General features: G+C 42.6%; 19 protein-coding genes. 7 read left to right on the top strand and 12 right to left on the bottom strand.

Annotated elements, in window-relative coordinates; all coding sequences use genetic code 11:
- Window positions 1–48 precede the first annotated feature (48 nt).
- The 8 genes from D5018_RS07805 to D5018_RS07770 all read right to left on the bottom strand — a co-directional run bounded on the left by D5018_RS07805 (window position 49) and on the right by D5018_RS07770 (window position 14,246).
- Window positions 49–4,758: a retention module-containing protein gene (locus D5018_RS07805; RefSeq protein ID WP_121838445.1), complete on the bottom strand. Its 4,710-nt coding sequence runs from the start codon at window positions 4,756–4,758 to the stop codon at window positions 49–51.
- Between the two features lie 258 nt (window positions 4,759–5,016).
- Window positions 5,017–6,177 carry a heme biosynthesis HemY N-terminal domain-containing protein gene (locus tag D5018_RS07800; protein ID WP_121838444.1) on the bottom strand — a complete coding sequence of 387 codons (1,161 nt, stop codon included), beginning with the start codon at window positions 6,175–6,177 and terminating at the stop codon, window positions 5,017–5,019.
- Window positions 6,174–7,244: a uroporphyrinogen-III C-methyltransferase gene (locus D5018_RS07795; RefSeq protein ID WP_121838443.1), complete on the bottom strand. Its 1,071-nt coding sequence runs from the start codon at window positions 7,242–7,244 to the stop codon at window positions 6,174–6,176. The genes D5018_RS07800 and D5018_RS07795 overlap by 4 nt, the downstream gene beginning before the upstream one ends.
- Window positions 7,244–7,984, bottom strand: coding sequence for a uroporphyrinogen-III synthase (locus D5018_RS07790; RefSeq protein WP_121838442.1), 741 nt, complete (start codon window positions 7,982–7,984; stop codon window positions 7,244–7,246). Before D5018_RS07790 ends, D5018_RS07795 begins: the two co-directional genes overlap by 1 nt.
- Before the next feature lie 42 nt (window positions 7,985–8,026).
- Window positions 8,027–8,953, bottom strand: coding sequence for a hydroxymethylbilane synthase (hemC, locus tag D5018_RS07785; RefSeq protein WP_121838441.1), 927 nt, complete (start codon window positions 8,951–8,953; stop codon window positions 8,027–8,029).
- A 124-nt stretch (window positions 8,954–9,077) separates the two neighbouring features.
- A complete protein-coding gene (locus tag D5018_RS07780; RefSeq protein ID WP_121838440.1) occupies window positions 9,078–12,137 on the bottom strand; it encodes an efflux RND transporter permease subunit in 3,060 nt (1,019 codons plus the stop codon).
- 15 nt (window positions 12,138–12,152) lie between these two features.
- Window positions 12,153–13,220 carry an efflux RND transporter periplasmic adaptor subunit gene (locus D5018_RS07775; RefSeq protein ID WP_121838439.1) on the bottom strand — a complete coding sequence of 356 codons (1,068 nt, stop codon included), beginning with the start codon at window positions 13,218–13,220 and terminating at the stop codon, window positions 12,153–12,155.
- 150 nt (window positions 13,221–13,370) lie between these two features.
- Complete coding sequence (locus tag D5018_RS07770; protein ID WP_121838438.1) at window positions 13,371–14,246, bottom strand: hypothetical protein; 876 nt, start codon at window positions 14,244–14,246, stop codon at window positions 13,371–13,373.
- A 434-nt stretch (window positions 14,247–14,680) separates the two neighbouring features.
- On the opposite strand from D5018_RS07770, the gene D5018_RS07765 reads away from it, so the two are divergent.
- Entirely contained in the window at window positions 14,681–17,101 is a 2,421-nt protein-coding gene (locus D5018_RS07765) for a class I adenylate cyclase (protein ID WP_121838437.1), read from the top strand.
- Here the strand turns inward: D5018_RS07765 and cyaY are convergent.
- Window positions 17,098–17,427, bottom strand: coding sequence for an iron donor protein CyaY (gene cyaY / locus D5018_RS07760; protein ID WP_121838436.1), 330 nt, complete (start codon window positions 17,425–17,427; stop codon window positions 17,098–17,100). The two genes, D5018_RS07765 and cyaY, sit on opposite strands and share 4 nt — an antisense overlap.
- Window positions 17,428–17,501: 74 nt before the next feature.
- Between cyaY and lptM the strand changes: the two genes are divergently transcribed.
- The 6 genes from lptM to D5018_RS07735 all read left to right on the top strand — a co-directional run bounded on the left by lptM (window position 17,502) and on the right by D5018_RS07735 (window position 22,104).
- A complete protein-coding gene (gene lptM, locus D5018_RS22380) occupies window positions 17,502–17,669 on the top strand; it encodes an LPS translocon maturation chaperone LptM (protein WP_416351533.1) in 168 nt (55 codons plus the stop codon).
- Window positions 17,670–17,689: 20 nt separating this feature from the next.
- Window positions 17,690–18,937, top strand: a complete 1,248-nt coding sequence (lysA, locus tag D5018_RS07755) for a diaminopimelate decarboxylase (RefSeq protein ID WP_121838435.1) — start codon at window positions 17,690–17,692, stop codon at window positions 18,935–18,937.
- A 71-nt stretch (window positions 18,938–19,008) separates the two neighbouring features.
- Complete coding sequence (dapF, locus tag D5018_RS07750; protein ID WP_121838466.1) at window positions 19,009–19,836, top strand: diaminopimelate epimerase; 828 nt, start codon at window positions 19,009–19,011, stop codon at window positions 19,834–19,836.
- Window positions 19,833–20,486: a DUF484 family protein gene (locus D5018_RS07745; protein ID WP_121838434.1), complete on the top strand. Its 654-nt coding sequence runs from the start codon at window positions 19,833–19,835 to the stop codon at window positions 20,484–20,486. The genes dapF and D5018_RS07745 overlap by 4 nt, the downstream gene beginning before the upstream one ends.
- The gene (gene xerC / locus D5018_RS07740; RefSeq protein ID WP_121838433.1) at window positions 20,486–21,385 is read left to right on the top strand and encodes a tyrosine recombinase XerC; all 900 of its coding nucleotides are present in this window, start codon (window positions 20,486–20,488) and stop codon (window positions 21,383–21,385) included. The genes D5018_RS07745 and xerC overlap by 1 nt, the downstream gene beginning before the upstream one ends.
- Window positions 21,382–22,104, top strand: a complete 723-nt coding sequence (locus D5018_RS07735; protein WP_243637400.1) for an HAD-IA family hydrolase — start codon at window positions 21,382–21,384, stop codon at window positions 22,102–22,104. The genes xerC and D5018_RS07735 overlap by 4 nt, the downstream gene beginning before the upstream one ends.
- An 85-nt stretch (window positions 22,105–22,189) precedes the next feature.
- Here the strand turns inward: D5018_RS07735 and D5018_RS07730 are convergent, their stop codons facing one another.
- From D5018_RS07730 to D5018_RS07720, 3 genes are all read right to left on the bottom strand, one after another.
- Window positions 22,190–23,182, bottom strand: coding sequence for a transposase (locus D5018_RS07730; RefSeq protein ID WP_121838431.1), 993 nt, complete (start codon window positions 23,180–23,182; stop codon window positions 22,190–22,192).
- A 94-nt stretch (window positions 23,183–23,276) separates the two neighbouring features.
- Complete coding sequence (locus tag D5018_RS07725) at window positions 23,277–23,900, bottom strand: HAD family hydrolase (protein ID WP_121838430.1); 624 nt, start codon at window positions 23,898–23,900, stop codon at window positions 23,277–23,279.
- Window positions 23,901–23,998: 98 nt separating this feature from the next.
- On the bottom strand, window positions 23,999–24,361 hold the full coding sequence (locus D5018_RS07720) for a hypothetical protein (protein WP_121838429.1): 363 nt from the start codon (window positions 24,359–24,361) through the stop codon (window positions 23,999–24,001).
- Window positions 24,362–24,364 lie beyond the last annotated feature (3 nt).

The raw sequence follows: 24,364 nt of genomic DNA, 5'->3' as shown, positions 1-24,364 counted from the left end.
AATAAAATAGCTAGGCTGACTCAGAGGTTCAGAGCCAGCATTTTCTCGTTATGGTAATAATTTATGTGCCCAATCTTGATCTGCTGATACAGGCTCTGAGCTTATATCCTGTGCGTGACTACTCGCCTCTGTTTCAGCCAATCGCAATTGCTCTTCAGCATTAGAGTTCATACCGGCATGCAATCCCAGTTCACTGCTGACATCATTTCCGACGTTTATATCACGACCATGACTATCAAGTTGGATAAAGCGTGGATCAGTTAAATCAATCGCCAGATTTAAACCTTCATTTTCAGGAGTTTTGCTATCAATCAGTTCACCTTGAAGCACATCCGAAAGATAGAGCTCTTTTGCTTCATCACGGCTTACACTTTGTGAAGATAAACGGCTAGTTGAGTGATTTGCAGAAACTGGCGGTATCAATGCATCTTCAAAATCGATACCTGAGCTAGTCAAACCATCGTATTGACCAATATCGAATTTCGAAGATTGAATAAGGTCGGCAGCAAAATCTGCTGTGTCAGTATTACTTTCTGCAACAACATTGCCGTTGCTATCAAGTAACTCGACCTTAAGTGATAGTGATGTTCCACCTGTGGTAAGGTTTTGGCCATTGATGTTTTTAAGATTAATGTTATCGAGTTTCCAGCCTAATGCGTTACCGAGGGATAAAACCTCTAAATCATAAACGGCTACTTTTGTACCATTCATTAAAGTAACTCTAATATCATCACCAATAGCAGCGTTACTGCCGTTTATAAAACCACTGAAATCAAGTGACTGTGATTCACTTAAACTGATAGTATCAGCAGTACCACTAAGGGTATGGATATTAGCGGTTATAAAGTGTCCGGTAGTGTGTACATTTATTTGGATTGGTTCTGACTCATTTCCAGCTGCATCAATGGCCTTTATTGATAAGGTTAAATCCTCATTGATAGCTAGTGATTTATCACCTTTGAGTTTAATCAGATATTTTCCATTACTATGGATGATTTCAAAACGATTTTGAGAATCACCTTCAATTTCAAATCTCTCAATGTCTTCAGACAAAGTGAATTCACCAACAATAGCGCCTTTCTGGCCAGCAAGGATACCTGCCTCATCAGAGTTACTCGAAACAGCAGCCCATTTAACATTATCAACAACGGTCCCTCCATAACTTTGGCCACCGCCTACTTCTTGAAGCTTCAAGGCATTGGTTGAGCCATCAGCAGTTAAGGTTACTGAATAGGTATACCAACCATTCGAATCTGGCACTGGAGATACCTCAAACGGAAAGTCAGCCGGATTAATACCTGATGCGTAACTAATACCATTTGAGCCATGAAATGGATTGATCGTCGCAATATGCGTTCCATTCCAAATAAGCTGAACAATACTTTCATTTGGTGAACTATGACCAGTACCACGGCTTTTCATATCCAAAGAGAGGGTATATTGGTTACCGTCAATGAGGTTCGATAAAGTTTGAGTAGCCGAGCCATTACTTCGACCCGCCAGATCCAAATGATGCCCTATTTCACCAATATCAATATTTTGGCCAAAACTACCATGTCGGTCCTCTTGAAGATCAGCGCTATAAAGTGACCAGCCATCAAGCAATTGAGTATTATTCTGATATCCTGATTCAACCCCGCCATTACCTGCGCCATCTCTATAACCACCATAAAATGATGCACCTTGAGCCTTATCGAAATGCTCGAAATTTTCGAATGCGATTAGGTTGCTTTTTGGGGTGAAAGACATAGTTGGAGCTGTGGTGTCTATTGTGAGTTCACCACTGGTGCTGTCCTCGGCTGGGTTGCCCGCTGCATCATAGGCGGTGGCCGTGACATCATAGGTGCCTGCTGCCGTTTCCGGTAGCGTTAAGCTCCAAGTGCCATCATCGTTAACGGTTAAGCCATTATCCGTGGTGTAGGTTTGTCCATTGACCACCACTTCTAAGCGGCCACCGGTTTCAAGGGTTACCGTACCTGAGATCGTTGGCGTGGTGTCATTAGTCACCATGTTGGTGACGGTCGGCGCCGCTGGTGCTGTGGTGTCTATTGTGAGTTCACCACTGGTGCTGTCCTCGGCTGGGTTGCCCGCTGCATCATAGGCGGTGGCCGTGACATCATAGGTGCCTGCTGCCGTTTCCGGTAGCGTTAAGCTCCAAGTGCCATCATCGTTAACGGTTAAGCCATTATCCGTGGTGTAGGTTTGTCCATTGACCACCACTTCTAAGCGGCCACCGGTTTCAAGGGTTACCGTACCTGAGATCGTTGGCGTGGTGTCATTGGTGACTTGACTGTTTACCGTCGGAGCTAATGGTGGTATTTCATCACTATCACCCACATTAATGGTGAAAGTCTGCTGGGTTTGCAAGCCACCACTGTCTGTCGCGGTAATCGTGATTTGAAGGCTGTCCGTCTCTTCATGGTCAAGGCTTTGCCCATCTTTGAGCTTCAGCTGGCCGTTGTTCACTTCGAAGCGATCGTCACTGACGCTATAGGTATGAGTATCGCCATCATCAACATCATTGACCCCAACGGCTCCAATGATGGCGCCAGCCGTATTTTCAGCAACGCTGGTGTTGCTCAGTGTCAGGTCTGTTGGCGTTTCGTTTACATCACCGACATTAATGGTGAAAGTCTGCTGGGTTTGCAAGCCACCGCTGTCTGTCGCGGTAATCGTGATTTGAAGGCTGTCCGCCGTTTCATGGTCAAGACTTTGTCCATCTTTGAGCTTCAGCTGGCCGTTGATCACTTCGAAGCGATCGTCACTGACGCTATACGTATGAGTATCGCCATCATCAACATCATTGACCCCAACGGCTCCAATGATGGCGCCAACCGCATTTTCAGCAACGCTGGTATTGCTCAGTGTCAGGTCAGTCGGATCATCATTAACCGCATTAACATTTACAGTTACTGTGGCGGTATCAGTTCCACCATTGCCATCACTAATGATGTAACTGATGGTAGCGGTGCCATTGAAGTTTGCGACTGGATTAAAGACTAATTGACCATTGTCGATTGTTACTGTGCCTTGTGCTGCATCGACCGTTGCACCTGTGATGGTTAAGCTGTCGCCATCCACATCACTGTCGTTGCTGAGGACATCAATGGTCACTGGCGTGTCTTCGTCAGTGGTGATTGCATCGTTAACGGCATCTGGAGCATCATTAGCAGGGTTTACATTCACGGTAACCGTGGCCGTGTCAGTGCCACCATTGCCATCGCTGATGGTGTAACTGATGGTCGCTGTGCCATTGAAGTTCTCAGCTGGCGTGAACAACAGTCGCCCGTTAACGATTTGAACTGAACCTTGAGCCGCATCAACACTTGGATTACTGATGGTTAAGCTGTCGCCGTCCACATCACTGTCATTGCTTAACACATCAATGGTCACTGGAGTGTCTTCGTCGGTGGTGATTGCATCGTTAACGGCATCTGGAGCATCATTAGCAGGGTTTACATTCACGGTAACCGTGGCCGTGTCAGTGCCACCTTTACCATCGCTGATGGTGTAACTGATGGTAGCGGTGCCGTTGAAGTTCTCAGCTGGAGTAAAGACTAGCTCTCCATCGACAACAGTTACAGTACCTTGATTCGCATCGACGTTAGCACCCGTAATGGTCAGTGTATCGCCATCCACATCGCTGTCATTACTGAGGACATTGATGGTCACTGGTGTGTCTTCGTCAGTGGTGATTTCATCGTCAACGGCATCTGGAGCATCATTAGCAGGGTTTACATTCACGGTAACCGTGGCCGTGTCAGTGCCACCTTTACCATCGATGATGGTGTAACTGATGGTAGCGGTGCCATTGAAGTTTGCGACTGGATTAAAGACTAATTGACCATTGTCGATTGCTACTGTGCCTTGCGAAGCATCAACCGTTGCACTTGTGATAGTCAGCGTATCACCATCAACATCGCTGTCATTGCTAAGGACATTGATGGTTACTGGCGTGTCTTCGTTAGTGCTAATCACATCATCATTGGCCACTGGCGCATCATTGACTGCAGTTACCGATAAACTCAACGATGCTGTTGCACCTGTATTGGTGGTATATGTGATACTTGGTAGAGTGCCATTCCAGTCGGCGCCTGGCGAAAAGGTGTAGCTACCATTCGCTAGTAAGGTAAATATTCCACCAGCAATAGTGACTGAATTCCCAGCAGCTATGGTCTGACCGTTTACTTGGTAGTTTACAACGGCTAACTGACTGTCTGGATCGCTATCATTGCTAAGTACATTGCCGTTCAGGTTAGCATCTTCAGATCCCACATTTTGATCATTTATTAACTGGCTAGGTTGATCATCATTGATTTGAATATTTTGCTGTGTTTGTTGCACTGTAGCTGGAGCAGGCGTAAAGCCAGTATCAAACCCCGCACTAGCCAGGGTTTCAGCACCAGCGCGGTCAACACTAATAAATCCATCATCGCCTTGACGGCCAGCATTACCACCTGCGGCCGTTTCAGGTAAATCTTCGGTAGGATCTTCACCGTCTGCTATCAGTTGTTGTAAGGCTTCAATTTCATCTAGCGGTTCCACACCAGGTGCAGATTCAAATTGAGATTGTTGAGTTAATTGCGAACCATCTTGGAACTCAATTTCAAACGTTGCATCGTCGGAAAACGTAATGAGACTACCCGTGGGAAGATACAGCCCGATAGTTGGTGTAACTTTTAACCCATTTATTTCTATTGATACTCTTCCTTGAAATGAACTTAATGAACCAGCTTGGGTAGTAAAAACTCTTTTCATAGCGACTCCCTGCAACAGAAAAAAAGACCGACGTTGTGTTTGAAATTATCTGATTTATTTTATTAGAGTCCTTATTCTATCTGGCCTCTTGGCAGTGGTCAAACTTTTGACACAATTTTATAACGGCATATTTTTATAGAGAAATTAACAAAATAAGGTTGTTAATAAATTGAAACAGCAGGGACTGAGATTAGGCTTTCTGAAAATACAAAATGGAGTGGAGCGGACTAGAACCCCACTCCGATATGAGTAATCACTCTAGAATTGTAATGCGTGACGATAGCAGTTTAAGGCTTTTGCTTGCTCTCCAAGTTGCTCATGAAGTTTACCCAAAGCGGTCCAGCTTGAAACGCTAGGCTGCAATTCAATCACTCGTTGCCAATGATGTTTTGCTTCCGAGAAATTATTTGTTTGCTGATTCAGTTTCGCAAGACAGCGATGATAACTGGCATTGTTATCCTGTGAAGACTCAAGCCCAGCCAATAGCTTGCGAATATCATCATCACCAGCATTCACTATACTCGGGAGCAAATCGAAGAACTCATTAACGGGGTGAGACTTAATCGCTTTATAAATTATTTTTTTCGCCTCAATGGTGTCTCCTAACCGAGCCAAGCTAATGGCATATTCTGCAAGGTTAGCTGACGTTTTGCGCTCTTTGCGACTTAGCCAATGCCAGACTTTTTCTAATTCAGGTTTATGTTCAACTTGCTTAAGTAGAGCACGGTTTACTTGCTGCTGTAACTCCTCGAGTTCGCTTTGGTTCAATAGCTTCAACTTTGTCACTTTCGGTAACAATAACTTTATCGCTGACCAATCCTGCTGCAAGTGATAAAGCTCAAGCCCTAATTTTATTAAGGCTGGTTTATTGCTGTTTGCTGCAATTAATTTATCTAGCTGCACTCTTGCGGTTTCAAGTTCACCTTGCTGGATCAAATAACGCACTCGAGTCGTGGCAATAGACAGCTTATTATCAGCCAATTTCTCAGCCTGATTAAGGTAATGGTCTCGTTGCTCCGTGCTGCCTTGATGGTGTGCCGCTCTTGCAGCAGCAAGCCAATTCACCAAGGGGAGCTCACCATTACTTGCCCCCTTGCACATGGACTTTTCTGCATTCACCCAGTCTTCTTCTGCAATAGCAAGCGCGCCTTGAAGAGTGTGTTTTCGAGCAGACTGTCTTCGCCAACGACTGGATAACCAACCACGGCGAACAAAAATATTGATCAGGCCAACAAACAACCACTCAATCAACTGAATAGCACTAAATATGACTAGCAAGGCTACCACAGCAAAGACCACACTCGTTTCCACTTCATAATCACCAATGGATAGATACAGGTAACCAGTGTGAGACAAGATCCAAGGGCTTAGCACCAACCCTAATAATATGATCACGATGTAGGCTAACGTACGGATCATAAAGAACGCTCCTTCGTACCAGATAAATCGCCATAAGTGACCAGTTGCTTGAGCAATGGCACGGAATCAAAACGACGGATCTGTGTGTGAGACAAGGTCAGCTTTTTCAATTGTTCAAGCTCATTAAGGGCATTTTTTGTGGTTTCATCCTGCAAATCGAAATACTCTGATAACCACAAATGCGCTAATTTAATTGAGTGATGGAAGTTCACCTCATCGTTTCGATACAGAGCTAATTGTGCTTGCAGTAATTTATTTTTGATGTTTTCTTCTAAATACCAACGCTGCTTAGGCGACATCAAGGGTTGAACGTCACCTTGACGTTTACGAATATGAATAAAGTCTTTGATTAACGCTTGCCAAGTTTTATTAATGTTCTCTTTCCAATCATTAATTGACTCCGATAATACATTGTCATCAGCAGGCGCTTCATCCTTAGGTTTAAACTGATTTAAAGACAAGCTGTTAAGTTGCTCAATTACGCCATCAATGGCGAATACCGCGCCAGAAACATCTGTTTCGTGAATAGATTTTACTTTTAAGAGATCACGAGATATTGCTTTTCTAATTGGCAATAATGATGGATCTTGCATTGCCGCGATTTGTTGATCGGCCGCTTTTAATAATTCAGAAGACGTTAATGGATCATTCTCTAACCACAGCTTTCGGCCAGCCATTCGAACTAGATAATCCGCTTCTGCCGCCATCCAGTGTTTTGGACTGCGTTTCGCTAATCCGCTGACATTTGTTTCAAGCTCATCTATCTGGTTCTGTAATTGCTGGCTGTGTTCATTTAGGCTCTGATCTCTTGCCATTAATTGTGCAGAGTGTGCGCTTTGTTGATCAAGCTTTTGTTCAACATTGGCTAACTGCTGCTGCCACTCCAACTCTTTTAATTGTTGTTGAGTATAAAAGTGATAGCCTGCTGCCACAATAGCAATACTTACTGCTAAACAAAATAAAATACTCAATGATATCCAAATCGAAGTTTTTACCTTAGCAGTGGTTTCTACCTTTGAGTCGACCATAGTCTTAGATGGCTCTGATTCAGTTTGGGCTGATTCCATTATGATGATCCTTGATGAAGCAATATACAGGTTTCTAGTAAAGCAATGTCACTCGCTCCACCAGCATTCACAACCTTGGCAAACCCGTTCGATCTGGCCATGGCTTCAATTCGTTCACTAACAACAATGAGTTGGCATTGTTTCAACCACTCACCGTCGGCGTTTGTCATTAATGTTAATAGGTTTGTGAAGATCTCACCACTGGTGACGATAACAGTATCAATGTTCTGCAGTTCCCATTCAGCAACACATATGTCTGCGTCGAGTTTTGGCTTAAGCCGTTGGTAAATCTCAGTATAATATACTTCTGCGCCACGCTTTTGAGCCTGCTCAGCTAAAAACTCTCGTCCACCTTTACCACGAACGATGACCACACGCTGCCCAGTCAAATCGTGAAATTGCGAAAGAGATAACAAACCTTCGCTATGCTGCTCGAACTCTGGGGGGCATAATGCATCTATGCCTCTTTGATGTAATTGTTGTTGAGTAGCAGAACCTATAGCAAATACTTGAGCAGAGGGGCTAATAGCTTCAAATAACGCTGTAGTAGCATAATTCACCGCATTGACACTGATAAATATCACAATATCGGCCTGCTGAATCCGAGTATCTGCTTCAAGGCTAGGGGCCAATGCCGATACCGTCATTAACGGTTGGCAAACACTGGCAATTCCGACAGCTTGCAACTGATTGGCTAACCCCTCATTTTTTCCTTTAGGCCGAGTCAGCAGCACCTTCATTCACGTCACCCTCAATTTTTAATATCTAAGCGATAGGCGGTATCACTTATATACCGCATCTAAAATCGCTTTAGCGCCTTGAGATAACAACTTTTCGGCAAGCTCCTCACCTAACTCAACCGCTTGCTGTTTATTTCCTACAACAGAGTCAGCAATAATTTGGCTACCATCAGGTGCACCCACTAATCCTCTTAACGATAGCTGATCACCATCAATTTGAGCAAATGCCCCTATCGGTACCTGACAACCTCCTTCTAATCGAGTATTCATCGCACGTTCTGCTAATACTCGATATCGAGTTTCTTGATGTTCAAGTGGTGCTAATAACGATTTAACTTGCTCGTCATCAGTGCGGCACTCAATACCAACCGCGCCTTGACCATTGGCAGGCAAAGATACTTCTGGTTCAATAAAGCTGGCGATGCGGCTGGATAACTCAAGACGAATTAATCCTGCTGCCGCTAAGATAATTGCATCGTAATCGCCATTGTCTAACTTAGCTAAACGAGTGCCAACATTGCCACGTAAATCACGAATTTCCAGATCTGGACGCAATGCACGTAATTGACATTGGCGACGTAAACTTGAGGTGCCGACAATGGCTCCCTGTGGCAATTCATCAATACTTTTATAGCTATTTGATACAAAAGCATCACGTGGATCTTCACGCTCACAAATCACATGTAGACCTAAGCCTTCAGGAAACTCTACAGGCACATCTTTCATAGAGTGCACTGCAATGTCAGCACGGCCTTCTAACATTGCCACTTCAAGCTCTTTGACAAATAAGCCTTTACCACCGACTTTGGCGAGAGGAGTATCTAAGATAACGTCGCCCTTAGTGCTCATCGGTAACAGTTCAACGGTAATATCACCATGAATTTGCTCAAGGCGTTGCTTAACATACTCAGCTTGCCACATGGCAAGGGGACTTTTGCGGGTTGCAATACGAATGACAGGTTGAGACATCGACAGTTCCACTTTTACGACTCAATGATTAGGGCAATGCTATCATTGCCTTGATAAAGTTGCTATTTTTGCAATAAAAAAGCGGCACTTTGATAAAGCACCGCTGAAATATTTCAAGTTAGGTTTACGCTGTTACTTTACTCTCATCATTTTTAACATTGAAAAAGATACTGTAGAACACAGGCACCACCACTAAGGTCAATACTGTTGCAAAGGTTAATCCAAAACCCAGTACCACCGACATGGATTTGAAGAAAGCATCATAAAATAATGGAATGATACCTAAAACCGTAGTCAATGCGCCCATAGATACCGGTCTAACACGGCTGGTTGCGGCATCGACAATCGCATCTAACCTTGGTTTACCTTCTTTGATTTCAAGATCAATTTGATCGACCAACACAATCGCATTTTTGATCAATAGACCTGAAAGCGACAACAAACCGAGTATCGCCATGAATTCCATAGGTAGATCAGTCACCAACAGACCGATAACAACCCCAATAATGGCAAGCGGCACTACAAGCCAGATCAATGCAGGTTGCTTCACAGTTCCGAACAGCAAGAATACAACTAATACCATCGAAGCTAAACCAACAGGAAGGGTACTGGCTAAATCGCTATTGGCGTCTTTTGAGTTTTTATACTCACCACCCCACTCCATCTCATAGCCCGCAGGCAGTTTGATCGCCTCAATCTTCGGTAACAAGCTAGCTCTCAGCTCAGATGCCAATACGCCAGCTTTAGGATCTGACTGCGCTTTGATACTCCAAAGTCGATCTTCACGACGCATCAAATTATCACGCCATACGGTTTTATAGCCGTTAACAACAGAGTCAAGGCTAACAACAGCACCGGTAGCACTACTGATCACTTGAGTTTGACCAATAGAATGAATATCCACTTTTTCAGAATCTGGTGCGGCTGCAATCAATGGGATCAGCTGGTTGCCTTCCCTATAAACGCCAATATCACGTCCGGTATAAACTTGTTTTAATGCCATTGCGACATCTTGGCGAGTAATTCCGACCTGACTGGCTTTTTGCTCTGAAAACATTGGTTCAATCGCTGCAACCTGTTGTCTCCAGTCATCTTTAATTGAAATCGCATTGCCATTATCGTGCATTATGGCTTTGGCTTGATTAGCTAAATCGCGAAGCACAGCAGGGGTAGGCCCCGTAAACTCCACTTCGATTTTAGAACCACCACCTGGGCCTAATTGGAATCGCCAAACTTTCGATTGAGCCGCTGGAAACTCAGTATTGATTTGATGTTGTATCGTAGGGATCAAATGATCAATTTGCTTATAATCATCAACAATCACTAAAGCTTGACCGTACGAAGAGTTGGGTGACTCTGGCGAGTAAACCAACATATAACGTAAACCACCACTGCCTACGGAAGTTTCTACTGTTTTAACGTGATCCAGTTTTTGTAGATACTTCTCAAGCTTGTGCATTTGCGATTTAGTATCGCTGATGTCTGTGCCTTCAGGTAACCAAAAGTCCACGACGATTTGCGGTGTAGTCGATGCAGGGAAGAAACCACTTTTCACAAAACTGAAGCCGTAAGCCGCCGCTACAAATAAACTTACCGTCAGAGTCACCACTTTCCATCTATGCTTAACTGCATTGCGAATAAAGTTTTTATAACCTTGAGTAAGTTTGCTCTCTTGTTGCTCGATATCGGTTATCACTTTAGCTTTAAATAGCTCATGGCAGAAAAGTGGTGTTAAGGTAACAGCAAACACCCAGCTAAACATGAGCGAAATGAAGATCACCCAGAACAAACTTCCTGTAAATTCTGCGGTACTACCGGGTGCAAAGCCAATCGGAGCAAAGGCTAAACTTCCGACTAAAGTCCCTCCGAGTAGTGGCCAAATCGTTTGACCAACGATACGCTTAGCCGCAGCCAGTTTATTTTCACCTTTGGTGATGCTGATAAGCATGCCTTCAGCAACTACAATCGCATTATCCACCATCATCCCGAGGGCAATAATCAGAGCACCCAGCGAAATACGATGCATAGGAATGCCACCTAAATCCATGACGGCTAGCGTTGCTGAAATGGTCAGTAATAAAATCGCACCAATCACGACAGCTGAGCGCATGCCCATGAAGATAAACAGAGTACCAATTACAATGGCTAAGGCGGCGATTACGTTGCTGACAAAGTTATCAATCGAGGCTTTTACTTCTTCGCCTTGCTGATAAAACTGACCCAGCTCCATACCAAGTGGGCGTGTATTGACTGACTCTGCTAGTTTTTTCGTAACTTTCTCGCCTAGTTTGACGACGTTTTCACCACTGGACGCTGAAACGCCGATAGCAATCGCTCTGTGCCCATTGTAGTAAAGGTAACTTTGGGCAGGGGTTTTCTCTCCACGAGTTACGGTAGCTATGTCACTTAAATGAATAAGATTCCCATCTTGAGTTGTGCTGATCAGCGTATTTTTAATGTCAGTAACGGAATCTACGCCTCCTGATGGCATGATGGCCATTCTCAAGTCACCCACTTGAGTATTACCGGCATCAACCACTAAATTACGTTGTTTCAAGTTTTGATAAATTTGATTAAGTGAAACGCCCAAAGCTAAGGTTTTTGCACGAGAAATGGCAATATAAATGGCTGGCTGAGACTCACCAGTTAACGCCACTCTTGCAACACCGGGAACCTGCAACAGCTGGTTTCGCAGTGTCTTAGAATAATCTCTGAGTTGCTTTATTGAGTAATCATCGCCGTAGACAAAGTAATACATACCAAATAAATCGCCAAAGTCATCAGCGACATAAGGTGCCCCAACACCAGGAGGGAGTTTGGATTTGGCATTAGCAACTTTATTACGCAGTTTACTCCACATACCTTGAAGCTGCTGTTTATTCTTTGAAAACTTGTATTTTATTTCTACCGAAATTTCCGATTTACCTGGGCTAGAAACCGATTTAATAGTTTTAACTTCAGCCATTTGCTGAATGGCCGTTTCCACTGGGTCTGTCACTTCTTCGGCTACTTGTTCTGCTGTAGCACCTGGGTAGTAGGTGATCACTTGGGCTTGGCGAATAATGAACTCAGGATCTTCCAAGCGCACCATGGTCTTAAATGCATTCCAGCCCGTAATTAAAGTGATAATGATCGCAAGCGTACAAATGACTTTATTGCGAATCGATAATTCTGCGATATTCATGTCATTGCCCTACGATTATTTTGGTTGCCAGATAGAAACTTTCATGCCTTCTACCGCGTATGACGCGCCGCTAGTAATAATTTGATCACCCGTATGAACACCTGATTTAACTGCAACAAACTCACCAATGCCTGGCTTGATATCTACAGGTGTTTTCACTGTTGTCATGGTCTTAGGATCGACTTTCCATACAAATTTATCATCACCAACGCTGATCACTGATTTGGTTGGAATAAGTAAATCTAACTGTTTGGCATCAAGTTTATTATCCATTCGAACTTCGGCGCTCATTCCTGGCAATACTACGACATTTTTAGGGGGCGTGAACGACATGGTGACCTGATAAGACTGTGACGACTTACTTGGCAAGAGTGAAATTTCTTTAAAATCTGCTTTCGCTTTTGCTCCATCAAATTGTTTAAACACCACATAAATGCCATCTGGATGATGCTGATTAATATAATTTAGTCTTGCCGGAGGGATATCAAAATCGGCACTGAACTTTCCGGCTGCAATTAACGACAATACGGTTTGCCCTGCCCCTACATTGTCATGGTTCGCCGCTTGTTTACTGGCAATAAGTCCATCATAAGGCGCATAAATTTTAGTATCTTTAAGTGCTTTTTTAGCGCTATCATACTGAGATTCAGCAACTTTAAATTGAGACTCCAAAGTATCAAAGTCACTTCTAGAAATAATATTCTTCTTAACTAACTTCTTACCTCTTTCATAGCTGAGTTTAGCTGTTTGAAAATTAGCATTAGCAGAATTTAATTTAAGCTGAAAGTCTCTATCGTCAATACTCGCCAGCAGTTGGCCTTTTTTGACCTCTTGGCCTTTGGTGATATTAAAACTCGTCAATTTACCACCTGAGTTAAAGGCAAGTTCTGTGGATTTAAACGCTGAAATTGTCGCTGGAAACGTCCAGCTTTGCTGACTTGAGGCTTCTTTAACTTTATAGATTTGAACAGGACGAACGACCTCTGCTGTTTGAGTTTGCTCCGGTTGCTTGCCACAACCCGCGATCATCAAAGCAAAAAATAGAGGGGAAAGGTACGCACATTGATGGACTGTCAACTTCATTACAAATTACCCGATTAATCATAATAATCAGGTTATTTGAGCAAATTAGCTATGAGCTGTAAACCATATAAAAAGAAAACTCTGTAAAGCAACTCAAATTTTTCCGAATATTTTTGTATTGAGAAGTGAATAGCGATAAAACGAGTAAAGTTATTTTACCCTCTTCCTTACAACTGAACCCAAAGTGTTATGAGGTATTAGGAAGGGAAGCTGTTTCGGAAGCTCAGGGTTAACACGAGCAAAGTACATTTTTACACACTCATCAATAGAAGGGTTTTCTGACACTTCTAACTGAGTAAATTTATCGATTTCACTCTCTTTGATTCTTAATGTTCTTTTTTGAATCTTCCATGCTTTTATTACATGCTCAGGTTCTATTTTTGCCACTAAGGTTTCTTTAGCTGCGGTAATAGATTCTAAATTGTTATATCTATGATCAAACTGCTGTACTGTTTCATATAGCTTGACCCCTACCGGAGCATAACAACAGTAAACATAAGTCTCACTGATTTCTCCTTCTGTTGATAAGGAGTTTAAAGCAGAAGTTAAGGATGTAGAGCAGCATACAGCGGTTTCTTGGCAAGTGGCCATAGTACCTAGTCTTGAACTCCCTACTTTCTCTTCAATATGGATATCTAACAATGCTTCATATAAGGCCTTATCTGAATCAATATTTGGATGAGTTCTCGACGAAAATCCATTGGTGAAAACATGCTCCGGACTTTTGCTATCCCCTAAGTACACTATACCAATTTGACTGATCGCTTCAGGTTTAGGGGTACACACCATAGACTGGGGAATAAAAGAGCTTGGTTTATAATCGAGAAGTTGCCAAAAGCGTTTAATTCCATCACTCCCAACTAAATCACAATAGTATCTCTCACTACTGTCACTATGCGTTCTTTGATGATAAATAAAATTTCTACAATGTTCTTGAAGCGCCTGTGAGTACCGCTGTTCATCCGATAGCTCTCTATTTTGTGCCGCAAAACACGGGGCGATTTCTGTTCTTGGTACGAAATGCATTTAATTTTTCAATTAGCTATTCATATAAAAACAATACTACTCAGATTAAGGATTTTCAAATTAACATTTATACACATTTTACCAACGCCATTGCAGTAACCCTCTCAGCAAAAAACGACTTGACTTAAACTCAGGGTTTAACCTGATTTTCAGACCATGCAACCATAATTAGAATGAGTATAAGCTTTTAAGCGTCTTAGACATTCAATTTTCTATCATAATATTTTTGAGTTTTATATAACCTAGTACGAAAGCACCCACCCCCGCCATGGATGGCTCCTATTTTTTCATAAAACTTCTTGTTATTTATATGACAATTTCGTGATCCACCCCGTAAAACCAACAAGTTTCGTGATCCACTTCACTTTAACTTGCTCATAATGACGTTTCTCGCTAGCATTAGCCCTTCCTGCCGTATTTGATGTACTCTTTCGATGCTTGAACAACAGCGAATTTCTAAGCTGGCTAATCAGCTAAATGACATAAGACTTGCTCGAATCTTATCGATACTAGAGCCAATGCAGCAGCACATCTTTCGCTTGATCCCTTATTTATTGCATCATAATCACAGCAAGCTCCCTGGTTTTGTAAGCCAAGATACTCCACAGGGTATTGTTGACTTTTCCTTAGACCCTGAAACTAATGACGCTTGCGAAGTTTTTAACTTTCAAGCAGAGATTAAACATATTGCAGAGCCAGTATTTGAGGGAATTTATGCCATGGGCAGTGTGGCCAGTTTTGGGCACTCAAGGCATAGTGATATCGATATTTGGGCTGTCCATCGTCCCGATATCTTAACTTCAGATCTTGAATTACTTAGAACAAAACTCGACAAGCTTACTCAATGGTTTGCCAGCTATGATCTTGAAGTGAATTTTTATCTGGTACATCCTCAACAATTTTGTCGTGAACATAAACATTCTGATCAGCAGCAAACGCTAGGTAGAGAGCACAGTGGTAGTGCGCAGCATTGGTTATTGCTCGAAGAGTTTTATCGTACTCAAATTTGTCTTGCTGGACGTGCCGTTGCTTGGTGGCCACACGTTAAAGATCTCCCTGAACTGTTACATTTGGGTGATGTCCGCAATCTCGACGCCAGTGAGTATTTTAGTGCGTCACTATGGCACTTATACAAAGGCATCGAAAAACCACATAAGGCGCTATTAAAGGTACTGTTGCTGGAAGCATATGCCAGTGATTATCCTAACTCTACTCTACTTACCGATAAAATTTGGCAAAAAATCTTATCGGATGATTTTTCCTTAGAAAATGATCCTTATTTAGTGATGTATTACTACATCGAGGACTATTTATTAAAGCTAAACGACAATCGTCGATTAGAAGTTTTGCGTCGCTGTTTTTATTTAAAATGTGGTTTAAAGCTAACCTTTGAAAAACACAAAGACGATTGGCGAGCAGAAAAATTCAAACAATTAGTGGCGAAATGGCAATGGCCAAACACCTTATTACAAATGTTGGATCAACGTGAAAATTGGCATTGCGGTCAAATTCAGCAGTTTAATAACCAGCTACATGAGATTTTACTTTCCAGCTACCAGACCTTATTGGTTTTTGCATCTAAGCAGGGACTTAGTGAAAGTTTAAAAATGGAAGAACTGAATATTCTTACCAGAAAGCTCAGTACTTTTTTCCATAAAAATGATCATCAAATTAATCAGCTTCGCCGCATTTCTTCTTCGATCATCGCAGAGTATGAATTAACCGTAATACAATCTAATCGTGATGGTCATTTCTATTTGTATCAAGGCGCGCTTAATGGGGCAGACTTTATTGGTGAAAGCCCAATTTATAAAGCCACCGCGTTATCTGGGTTATTGATGTGGGCTTGCTTTAATCAAGTCGCCGCACAAAAAACGAAATGGTACATCGCCCACGATACATCCAAACGGTGTAAAAAGTTAGAAAACACCTCTAAACGATTACTTGGGCTAACCAAAAAGCTACCAACACAAAATAAAGTCAGTAAAAAAGACTTGTACCAGCCTTGGTACTATCGTCAACTGATCTTGCTCATCAACTTATCAGCCGATCCCACCAGCGAATGGCAGGGGCAAGAGCTGATGATCGATGTGCTCAATGCCAACATTTTCTCTTTAGGCAGAAAAAAGCAAAATATGCTTGGCAGCATTGATGTCTTATCAGTAAATAGCTGGGGAGAATGGCATTATCACAGCTTTAAAGGCAAAAATGCTATCTTAGATGCCCTAACCTTTATGGCACCGGGGTTAAGTCGTGCCGATGAACTGTTGCCAATCGAAGTGCTCAGTTGCTCCGTTCGTCTTAACCAACAACTAACCCAACAAATTGAACGGTTGACACGTCAAATACTTCGCTTGACCCACAGAGCAACGGATGCCTGCACTTTGTTGCAACCTATCCATATCGCAGAGAAACGTTTTGGCATTTTTATCAATCGTCACAATGCCTTTTGCCAAGATTTACAAGAGCCAAAATCATTTTATCAACGCATCAGTTGCGATCAATTGACCGAGCTACCTCGCCCTGAAGTGTGTGATGATCCCCACACCTGCGCCCCACCAATCATATTGGATTATGCTGCCATGGACGCCATCCAGTATTTTCTTAGGCAAAATGGTGAGGACATTGAAGTATTTGTTATGGATGAACACAATCAAATACAACACTATGTTCAAAGAAAACAGCCTATTGAACAACTGGTCTCTACCATCAGTCGTCACTTTGCCTTCAATGAAATAACAGAAAATCGCGGCCACTTTAATTTGCCGCAATTTTTCTTACTACAACGAACCGAGGGTAAATTAGAGGTCGTGCCTTTTGGCATGTCAGCCGAAGAAGCACTGAGTGATTTTTAGAAAGTGATCACCAATCCACTTTGCTTGGTGATTGACGATTCAAGGTGTGACACAAACTCACACTTATTTCGTGAGTCATACCACTGATTGCCATCAAAACTAAAATGATAACCACCAAAACGCGTTGCTAGCCAAATTTCATGTAATGGCTCTTGTTTATTGATGACAATTTTGGAGCCATCTTCAAATGCAATGTCAAGAACACCACCACTAGCATCAATATCAATATCGGCATCTTGTTCATCGATCATGGCCTCTATGGCGTTTTCAATCGTATGAAATACTTCATCAACCTTATGGTGATATTCAGTATCTGTCATTTTCATGCTTGAACCCTTTGCTTTTTAGTCATTGAATGCGATTATAACTCTAAATGTATAAAACTTAGAGTATTAGACGCATGAAACCAATGATGTTGATGTTGTTAAGCTGCCTTTGCCTTTGTGGCTGCGGGCAGAAAGGTCCTTTATATCAAACCCCAGTACCAGAGACCAATAAAGCATCGACACAACAGGTTCAATCTCCTAATGAGAATGCTGAAACCACCCAATCTACGGCCTCGAAATAAGTCGCAAAAGGAAATAAGTTATGGATCACTTTACTTATCAAGGCCAATCTCTTTATGCAGAGCAATGCGACGTGCAATCACTCGCACAGCTATACGGTACGCCAATGTACCTCTATTCTCGCGCCACATTTGAACGTCACTTTAAAGCCTTTAAAACGGCGATAGCCGATCATCCACATCTCATTTGCTATGCTGTCAAAGCCAATTCAAACTTGGCTATTTTGAATTTAATGGCAAAGTTGGGCAGTGGTTTTGATATTGTATCGAGTGGTGAACTCGCTCGTGTCATAGAAGCCGGTGGCGACCCGAAAAAAGTGGTTTTTTCTGGCATAGGTAAAACTCAGCAGGAAATGCGCGAGGCACTAGAGGTTGGGATCCATTGCTTTAACGTTGAATCCATCGCCGAGCTAGAGACCCTAAATCTTGTTGCAGAAGATTGTGGCAAAATAGCGCCGGTTTCTTTAAGGATCAACCCTGATATCGATGCCGGTACTCACCCGTATATCTCAACGGGCATGAAAGAGAATAAGTTTGGGATCTCCATGAGCGATGCATTAGCAACGTTCCGTCTGGCTCAATCCCTGCCTCATATCGAGGTGGTAGGCGCAGACTGTCACATTGGCTCTCAGTTAACCGAATTACAGCCTTTCCTTGATGCCATGGATCGCATGTTGGTATTAATTGATACTCTGAATGAGGAAGGCTTCGACATCCAACATCTTGATATAGGGGGTGGCTTAGGTGCGCCTTATGATGATGATATACCACCACATCCTAATGAATATGCTGCAGCTGTGGTCAAAAAATTACAAGGGCGTCCATTAAAGCTCATTATGGAGCCAGGAAGGGCTATTGCCGCCAATGCCGGTATTTTTGTAACACAAGTGTTATACCTTAAACAAAATGAAGAAAAGCATTTTGCGATTGTTGATGGTGCGATGAATGACTTATTACGCCCATCACTTTATCAAGCTTATCACCAGATCATTCCTGTATTCAAACAGTCTGGAGAACCAACCGAGTACGACATTGTTGGCCCCGTTTGTGAAACGGGGGACTTTTTGGGTAAAAACCGCCCGCTAGTGACCAAGCCCAACGACTACCTTGCCGTTCGCAGCTGTGGTGCTTATGGTTTTACCATGGCATCAAACTATAACTCTCGCCCTAAGGCGATAGAAGTTATCGTGGATGGTGATAAAAGCCATGTGATCCGTCAGCGAGAAACGTTAACTCAACTTTGGCAAGGTGAACAGCTGTTACCTCAGTAACCCTCAGCCTTTGAACCGAAAATAATATTGGGATCAACAACAGCATTATGAACGATAAAAGAAAAGCGAACATGATCAACTTTACGAAAATGCACGGCTTGGGCAATGATTTTATGGTGGTTGACGCCATCACCCAAAACGTCTTCTTTTCACCAGAGCAGATCAAACGTCTCTCGAATCGTCATTTTGGTGTAGGTTTCGATCAATTGTTGTTAGTTGAACCACCCTACGATCCTGATCTTGATTTTCATTATCGCATTTTCAATGCCGATGGCAGCGAAGTCGAGCAATGTGGCAACGGCGCACGTTGCTTTGCCCGTTTTGTAAAAAATAAAGGGCTTACCCAGAAACATAAAGTCAAAGTCAGTACCGCTAATGGCAAAATGACACTGCGCCTTGAGCGTGATGGATTAGTAACGGTTAATATGGGCGTACCGATTTTTGATCCACAACGTATCCCCTTTAAGGCGAAACAAACCGAAAATATCTATTTACTCCAAGCACAAGAGCAAACGTTTTTATGCGGTGCGGTTTCGATGGGGAATCCTCACTGCGTTATTGAAGTCGACAATATAGAAACTGCTCCCGTTGACGAGATTGGCGCTATACTTTCAAAGCATGAGCGCTTTCCAAAAGGCGTCAATGTAGGCTTTATGCAAATCATTAGCCCTGATCACATCAAACTCAGAGTTTATGAACGAGGCGCCCAAGAAACATTGGCCTGTGGAAGTGGTGCTTGTGCCGCTGTCGCCATTGGACAACGGCAAAATAAGCTAAAACATGCCGTTCGAGTAGACTTACCTGGCGGTCGTTTAAAAATCGCTTGGGATGGTGAAGGAAAACCTCTGTGGATGACTGGCCCAGCTCAACATGTATATGATGGAAACATTCAATTATGACTAGTGCTTTAACGCCCAAGGAAAAAATTTGTGCCGAACTGGACGAACAATTGGTCTATGAATACCTTTCGGATCATCCAGACTTTTTTAATCGTTACCCCAACTTATTGCATACGTTAAAGCTTCCCCATCAACAACGAGGCACGGTATCCATTGTTGAGCGCCAGCAAGAAACACTGCGCCAACGTGTGGTTCAGCTTGAAGAAGAAATTACCGCTCTTATGAGCGCAGCCACCAACAATGAGCGCATCTTTCGTTTTAACTCGCAATTGGTATTAGATTTATACAAGTGCGACGATTTCGACACCCTTAAACAAACTCTATCTACAGCTCTAAAAAGTGAGTTCGGATTTAGCAATGTGCGATTGATTGCCGTTCAAGACATCGATACAGAAATGATGACGCTTTGGAATAAACGCATGCATTCTGGCTACTATTTGGGGCGACTGACTCAAACTGAATCACAAAAATTATTCGGCAGCCAAGTAGGCTCTGTTGCATTATCTAAGCTAACGCCAAAATCAGGTTGTGATAAAGTTATCTTAGCCATTGCTAGCCCTAATGCCGCCCACTTCACTCCTGATATGGATACTTTGTTTTTAGAGCAACTCAAAACCATCATCACGCTTAAACTCAGTAGCTTTCAATAATGGCGCAGCCAACCAATAACGACATAGAAAAAGACTTTGAGCGCTACTTGCGCTCAGAAAGGCGATTGTCTTCTTATACTTGCCGAAATTACTTGCGTGAATTACGTCGATTTAAAGCGCTGCAATCGCAAGAACAAGCATGGCAAAAGCTAACACCTGATAACCTGCAATCCTTGCTAGCCAAGTTGCATCGCCAAGGGTTAAGCCCCAGAAGCATTGCCTTGAGCTTGTCTTCCATCAAACAGCTTTATCAATTTTTGTTGCAAAAGAGCATCATCACAACCGATCCTAGTGTTTTACTTAGAGCGCCAAAACAAAATAAACCGTTACCGAAAAATTTAGATGTAGACAGTATTCAGCATCTGGTTGACATCAATCTCGATGACCCATTAGCGGTACGTGATAAAGCCATTATGGAGCTGTTTTACTCCAGTGGGCTTCGCTTAGCTGAACTTGCAGGATTAAATATCGACGACTTTAGCGACCACCTAAAACAAGTCACAGTGATCGGTAAAGGCGGAAAAATGCGATTATTACCCGTCGGCTCCAAAGCTGTCGAAGCATTACAGAATTGGTTTGCAATAAGAGAAAGTATTCACACTGAGGATCTAGCGGTGTTTGTTACCCAAAAAGGCAAACGCTTATCCCACCGAAGTATTCAAACTCGGCTCAACAAGTGGGCTCAACAACAAGGTCTTTCAAACAAAGTTCATCCACATAAATTGCGTCATTCATTCGCCACCCACATGTTAGAAGCCAGTTCTGATCTCAGAGCCGTACAAGAATTATTGGGGCACGCCGATTTATCTACCACTCAAATCTACACCAGCTTAGACTTCCAACACTTAGCTAACGTTTACGACGGTGCTCATCCGAGAGCCAAAAGAAAGGAAAAATGATGCGCAGTTACCTTGGCCTTGATCAAATCCAAGTCATCAGTTTCGATCTAGACGATACCTTATACGACAATCGCCCCATTATCATTAAAGCTGAAACTGAATTTCTCAAGTTTATGCAGCAAATCGCTCCTGCTCAGCATCAGTGGCAGCGAGAGTATTGGCTCAGTCAAAAGCAACAAATATTACAACAGTCTCCTGAATTGTCTCACGATACTTGGCAAAGCCGCGAACAAACATTGAAGTACACGTTGCAACAACAAGCAATATCAGAGATGCAAGTTCAACAGCTTACTCGCCAAGGCATGGAGCATTTTCTATTCCACCGCAGTAACGTTGAAGTCCCTCAGTCTAGTATTGATCTTCTTAACAGTTTAAGTCAGCACTACCCGCTAATTGGCATCTCCAATGGAAATGTTGACCCAAGTCGCATCGGCATTGCTGACTATTTCCAGTTTATTTTACATTCTGGAAATGGGTTAAGAATGAAACCGGCACCAGATATGTTTGCTCTGGCTTGTGAACGCTTACAACTGGCTCCTGAACATATTCTGCATGTGGGTGACAATGCCCAAGCCGATGTATTTGGAGCCAGAAATTTTGGCTGTCAGGCCGCATGGCTAAACCCGGGCTATGGTCAAACCGAAAAGCAGACGCCAATAACCACTTTGCCTCATATTGAACTGAGTGATATTCAACAACTTCGCTATTTACTTCCATAATCATTACCACTTTGAGTATGTGAAACATTCATTAGCGCACAAGGTTATGATTTTTAAAGTTGATTCACAGTTGAGTCATTGACTCTTACCCTGTTTCATCCTTATTCGGACTCAGCCATTTAGCGCTGTTCGCTGCACCTTGACGTCGCCTTCGGTCTAAGCGCTGACAGTATTCGGTTAGCGCCATTAGATTACCCGCAGGGCCTTTAAACATCTTGGTAAACCGAGAACACAACCTTAGCCAGTTTTCAATTGGCAGGTTTAGCCCCATCAAAATTCGCTCACTTTTTACCATGTGTTCGCCATCTTGATTTACGAGGCTTGATGCCGTTTCTTCCACTAGCTTGATATAGTCACGCATACCAAGCGGTAAGCACTTTTCATTCTCATTAATATCTTGATGATTGAATTTCATGAGTTCTTTTGGCTGCACGCCTTTCAACTTGGCACGAATACGGCGCTGAATACTTGTAAATGGAGAATCTTTGGGGGTGTCGGAGGCTTTTGCTCTGATCGGGTTTAGATCCACATAAGCCATGCAAGCCAGAAGCGCCGTTTCATCTAACAAAGCTTGAGATTTAAATCGTCCCTCCCAAAATCGACCTTTGCATTCGTCTTCTTTATTCGCTAAACGAGCGATGGGTTCATTGAGAGCTCGCATAAACCAACTGATATCGCAAAGCCGGCTTCGATACTCGATGATTTGTTTCGCTAACTCTCGTTTTTTTAACTTTGATAGAGAGTCACCTTGAATAAATGACTGGGTTAAGGGGGTTCCCTTATGTAATTGATGCCACTGCTCTACTACTTCTCGCTCCGACCAGCTCTTGGCTTTATCAAGATCCACATGCAATACCACATGCAAGTGATTGGACATCACAGCATAAGCACAAACATCAATGGCAAAGATTTCTGCAAGCTGCAAAATGCGTTGCTCAACCCAACCACGTCGATGCTCATAACTCTTACCTGTGAGCTTATCCTGCCCACATAAAAATGCGCGACGAACACATCGCGAGATGCAATGATAATAAGGGGTATCTTGCAGGCTAACTAAACTTTTTCTTGAAGCTGGCATCCACGACCCTCCTTGTCTTTAGCGGATATTTTATAAGCGTAGGCAAGGATTATAATTTATGCAAATAATTATGGGTGTCTTAATAAATTATGAGTTACATAAGTGGATTGAGTATGTCTTCTATCGTTTCATGGTTTTGTAGCCAATGTGTTTGTATATGGCATTGATCTGCGCCAACAGTGTGTCTTTGGGTGTCGTCGATAAAAAAAGTAGATTCGGGGTTTGCACCAGCTATGCTCAACACTTTTCGAAAAGCTGCATACTCTGGCTTTCGTGCTCCAATAAAATGCGAGTAAAAGGTGAAGTCAAACACCTGCTGTAAAATATCATGTTGAAATTGTTGCTGTAAGATCAACTGTAACGCTTCATAATGAATCGCATTAGTATTTGAAAACAAAATCAATTGGTAACGGTGCTGTAGTTTTAAAAGCAACTCTATTCGTACAACAGGTATTTCAAATAGCATTGCATTCCAAGCACTATCTATTTCATCATAAGCTAAGTTCAAGCCTGATAATTCTCGAATTTTGTTTCTAAAAGCTTGTGGTGTTTCCAGCCCCTTCTCAAAACGGTCAAAGAAAGGCTGTTGTGCATTTTGGTGATAGTAATCAGTAAAGGAACGAAAACCTAGTTTAGCAAAGGCTTGCTCAGTAGCATGATAATCCAAGTTGAGCAGTACGCCACCAAGATCGAGCAACAACGTCTTGATTGGTGCCATTTCAGTATAAATATTGATTTCAATTAGCTAGACAATAACCCGTTCGTTCTGAATTGAGTCTTAATCAAAAGCGAATTAAAGAGGATATTTTGATAGAGTTATTTCTTGAGAAAAACCACTTGATAATAATGGCTATCAGTGTATTCAGCGTAAGGAGAAAAAATGGTGTGGCCGCTTAGTTTTCCTGCGTAGATCAGCCGATATTTCAAATCCTGATTTTGAGATTGAGCTGGTATGAGAGTACAAAATGGTCGATTGGTCTTATCTAAATAGAGTTTCCCCAAGTTACTATATGCATCTGGAGAAGAAACTGCCTGAAGTGTAAAGTTATTCTCTAGTGAATAAGTGAAACGTTGAGGAATCATTACATTCGAAACTAAAGGGGGATCAAACTCTAGCTTTGAGTTACTTGAACACGCCGTCAGCAAGCTAATAAATGATAATGCGATAAATCCTTTCATCAC

Source organism: Parashewanella curva (assembly GCF_003675895.1).
Taxonomy (GTDB): domain Bacteria; phylum Pseudomonadota; class Gammaproteobacteria; order Enterobacterales; family Shewanellaceae; genus Parashewanella; species Parashewanella curva.
The sequence above is the reverse complement of the archived record's forward strand: the minus strand, read 5'-3'. Positions and strand labels throughout refer to the sequence as shown.

Bases quoted from the DNA above. Each gene is read 5' to 3' on its own strand.
- D5018_RS07745 (WP_121838434.1), top strand. From the start codon at position 19,833: ATGACTAGTGCTTTAACGCCCAAGGAAAAAATTTGTGCCGAACTGGAC.
- D5018_RS07775 (WP_121838439.1), bottom strand. From the start codon at position 13,220: ATGAAGTTGACAGTCCATCAATGTGCGTACCTTTCCCCTCTATTTTTT.
- D5018_RS07735 (WP_243637400.1), top strand. From the start codon at position 21,382: ATGATGCGCAGTTACCTTGGCCTTGATCAAATCCAAGTCATCAGTTTC.
- D5018_RS07805 (WP_121838445.1), bottom strand. From the start codon at position 4,758: ATGAAAAGAGTTTTTACTACCCAAGCTGGTTCATTAAGTTCATTTCAA.
- D5018_RS07765 (WP_121838437.1), top strand. From the start codon at position 14,681: ATGCTTGAACAACAGCGAATTTCTAAGCTGGCTAATCAGCTAAATGAC.
- dapF (WP_121838466.1), top strand. From the start codon at position 19,009: ATGATCAACTTTACGAAAATGCACGGCTTGGGCAATGATTTTATGGTG.
- D5018_RS07730 (WP_121838431.1), bottom strand. From the start codon at position 23,182: ATGCCAGCTTCAAGAAAAAGTTTAGTTAGCCTGCAAGATACCCCTTAT.
- xerC (WP_121838433.1), top strand. From the start codon at position 20,486: ATGGCGCAGCCAACCAATAACGACATAGAAAAAGACTTTGAGCGCTAC.
- D5018_RS07720 (WP_121838429.1), bottom strand. From the start codon at position 24,361: ATGAAAGGATTTATCGCATTATCATTTATTAGCTTGCTGACGGCGTGT.
- cyaY (WP_121838436.1), bottom strand. From the start codon at position 17,427: ATGAAAATGACAGATACTGAATATCACCATAAGGTTGATGAAGTATTT.
- D5018_RS07800 (WP_121838444.1), bottom strand. From the start codon at position 6,177: ATGATCCGTACGTTAGCCTACATCGTGATCATATTATTAGGGTTGGTG.
- D5018_RS07770 (WP_121838438.1), bottom strand. From the start codon at position 14,246: ATGCATTTCGTACCAAGAACAGAAATCGCCCCGTGTTTTGCGGCACAA.
- lysA (WP_121838435.1), top strand. From the start codon at position 17,690: ATGGATCACTTTACTTATCAAGGCCAATCTCTTTATGCAGAGCAATGC.
- D5018_RS07795 (WP_121838443.1), bottom strand. From the start codon at position 7,244: ATGGAATCAGCCCAAACTGAATCAGAGCCATCTAAGACTATGGTCGAC.
- D5018_RS07790 (WP_121838442.1), bottom strand. From the start codon at position 7,984: ATGAAGGTGCTGCTGACTCGGCCTAAAGGAAAAAATGAGGGGTTAGCC.
- lptM (WP_416351533.1), top strand. From the start codon at position 17,502: ATGAAACCAATGATGTTGATGTTGTTAAGCTGCCTTTGCCTTTGTGGC.
- D5018_RS07725 (WP_121838430.1), bottom strand. From the start codon at position 23,900: ATGGCACCAATCAAGACGTTGTTGCTCGATCTTGGTGGCGTACTGCTC.
- D5018_RS07780 (WP_121838440.1), bottom strand. From the start codon at position 12,137: ATGAATATCGCAGAATTATCGATTCGCAATAAAGTCATTTGTACGCTT.
- hemC (WP_121838441.1), bottom strand. From the start codon at position 8,953: ATGTCTCAACCTGTCATTCGTATTGCAACCCGCAAAAGTCCCCTTGCC.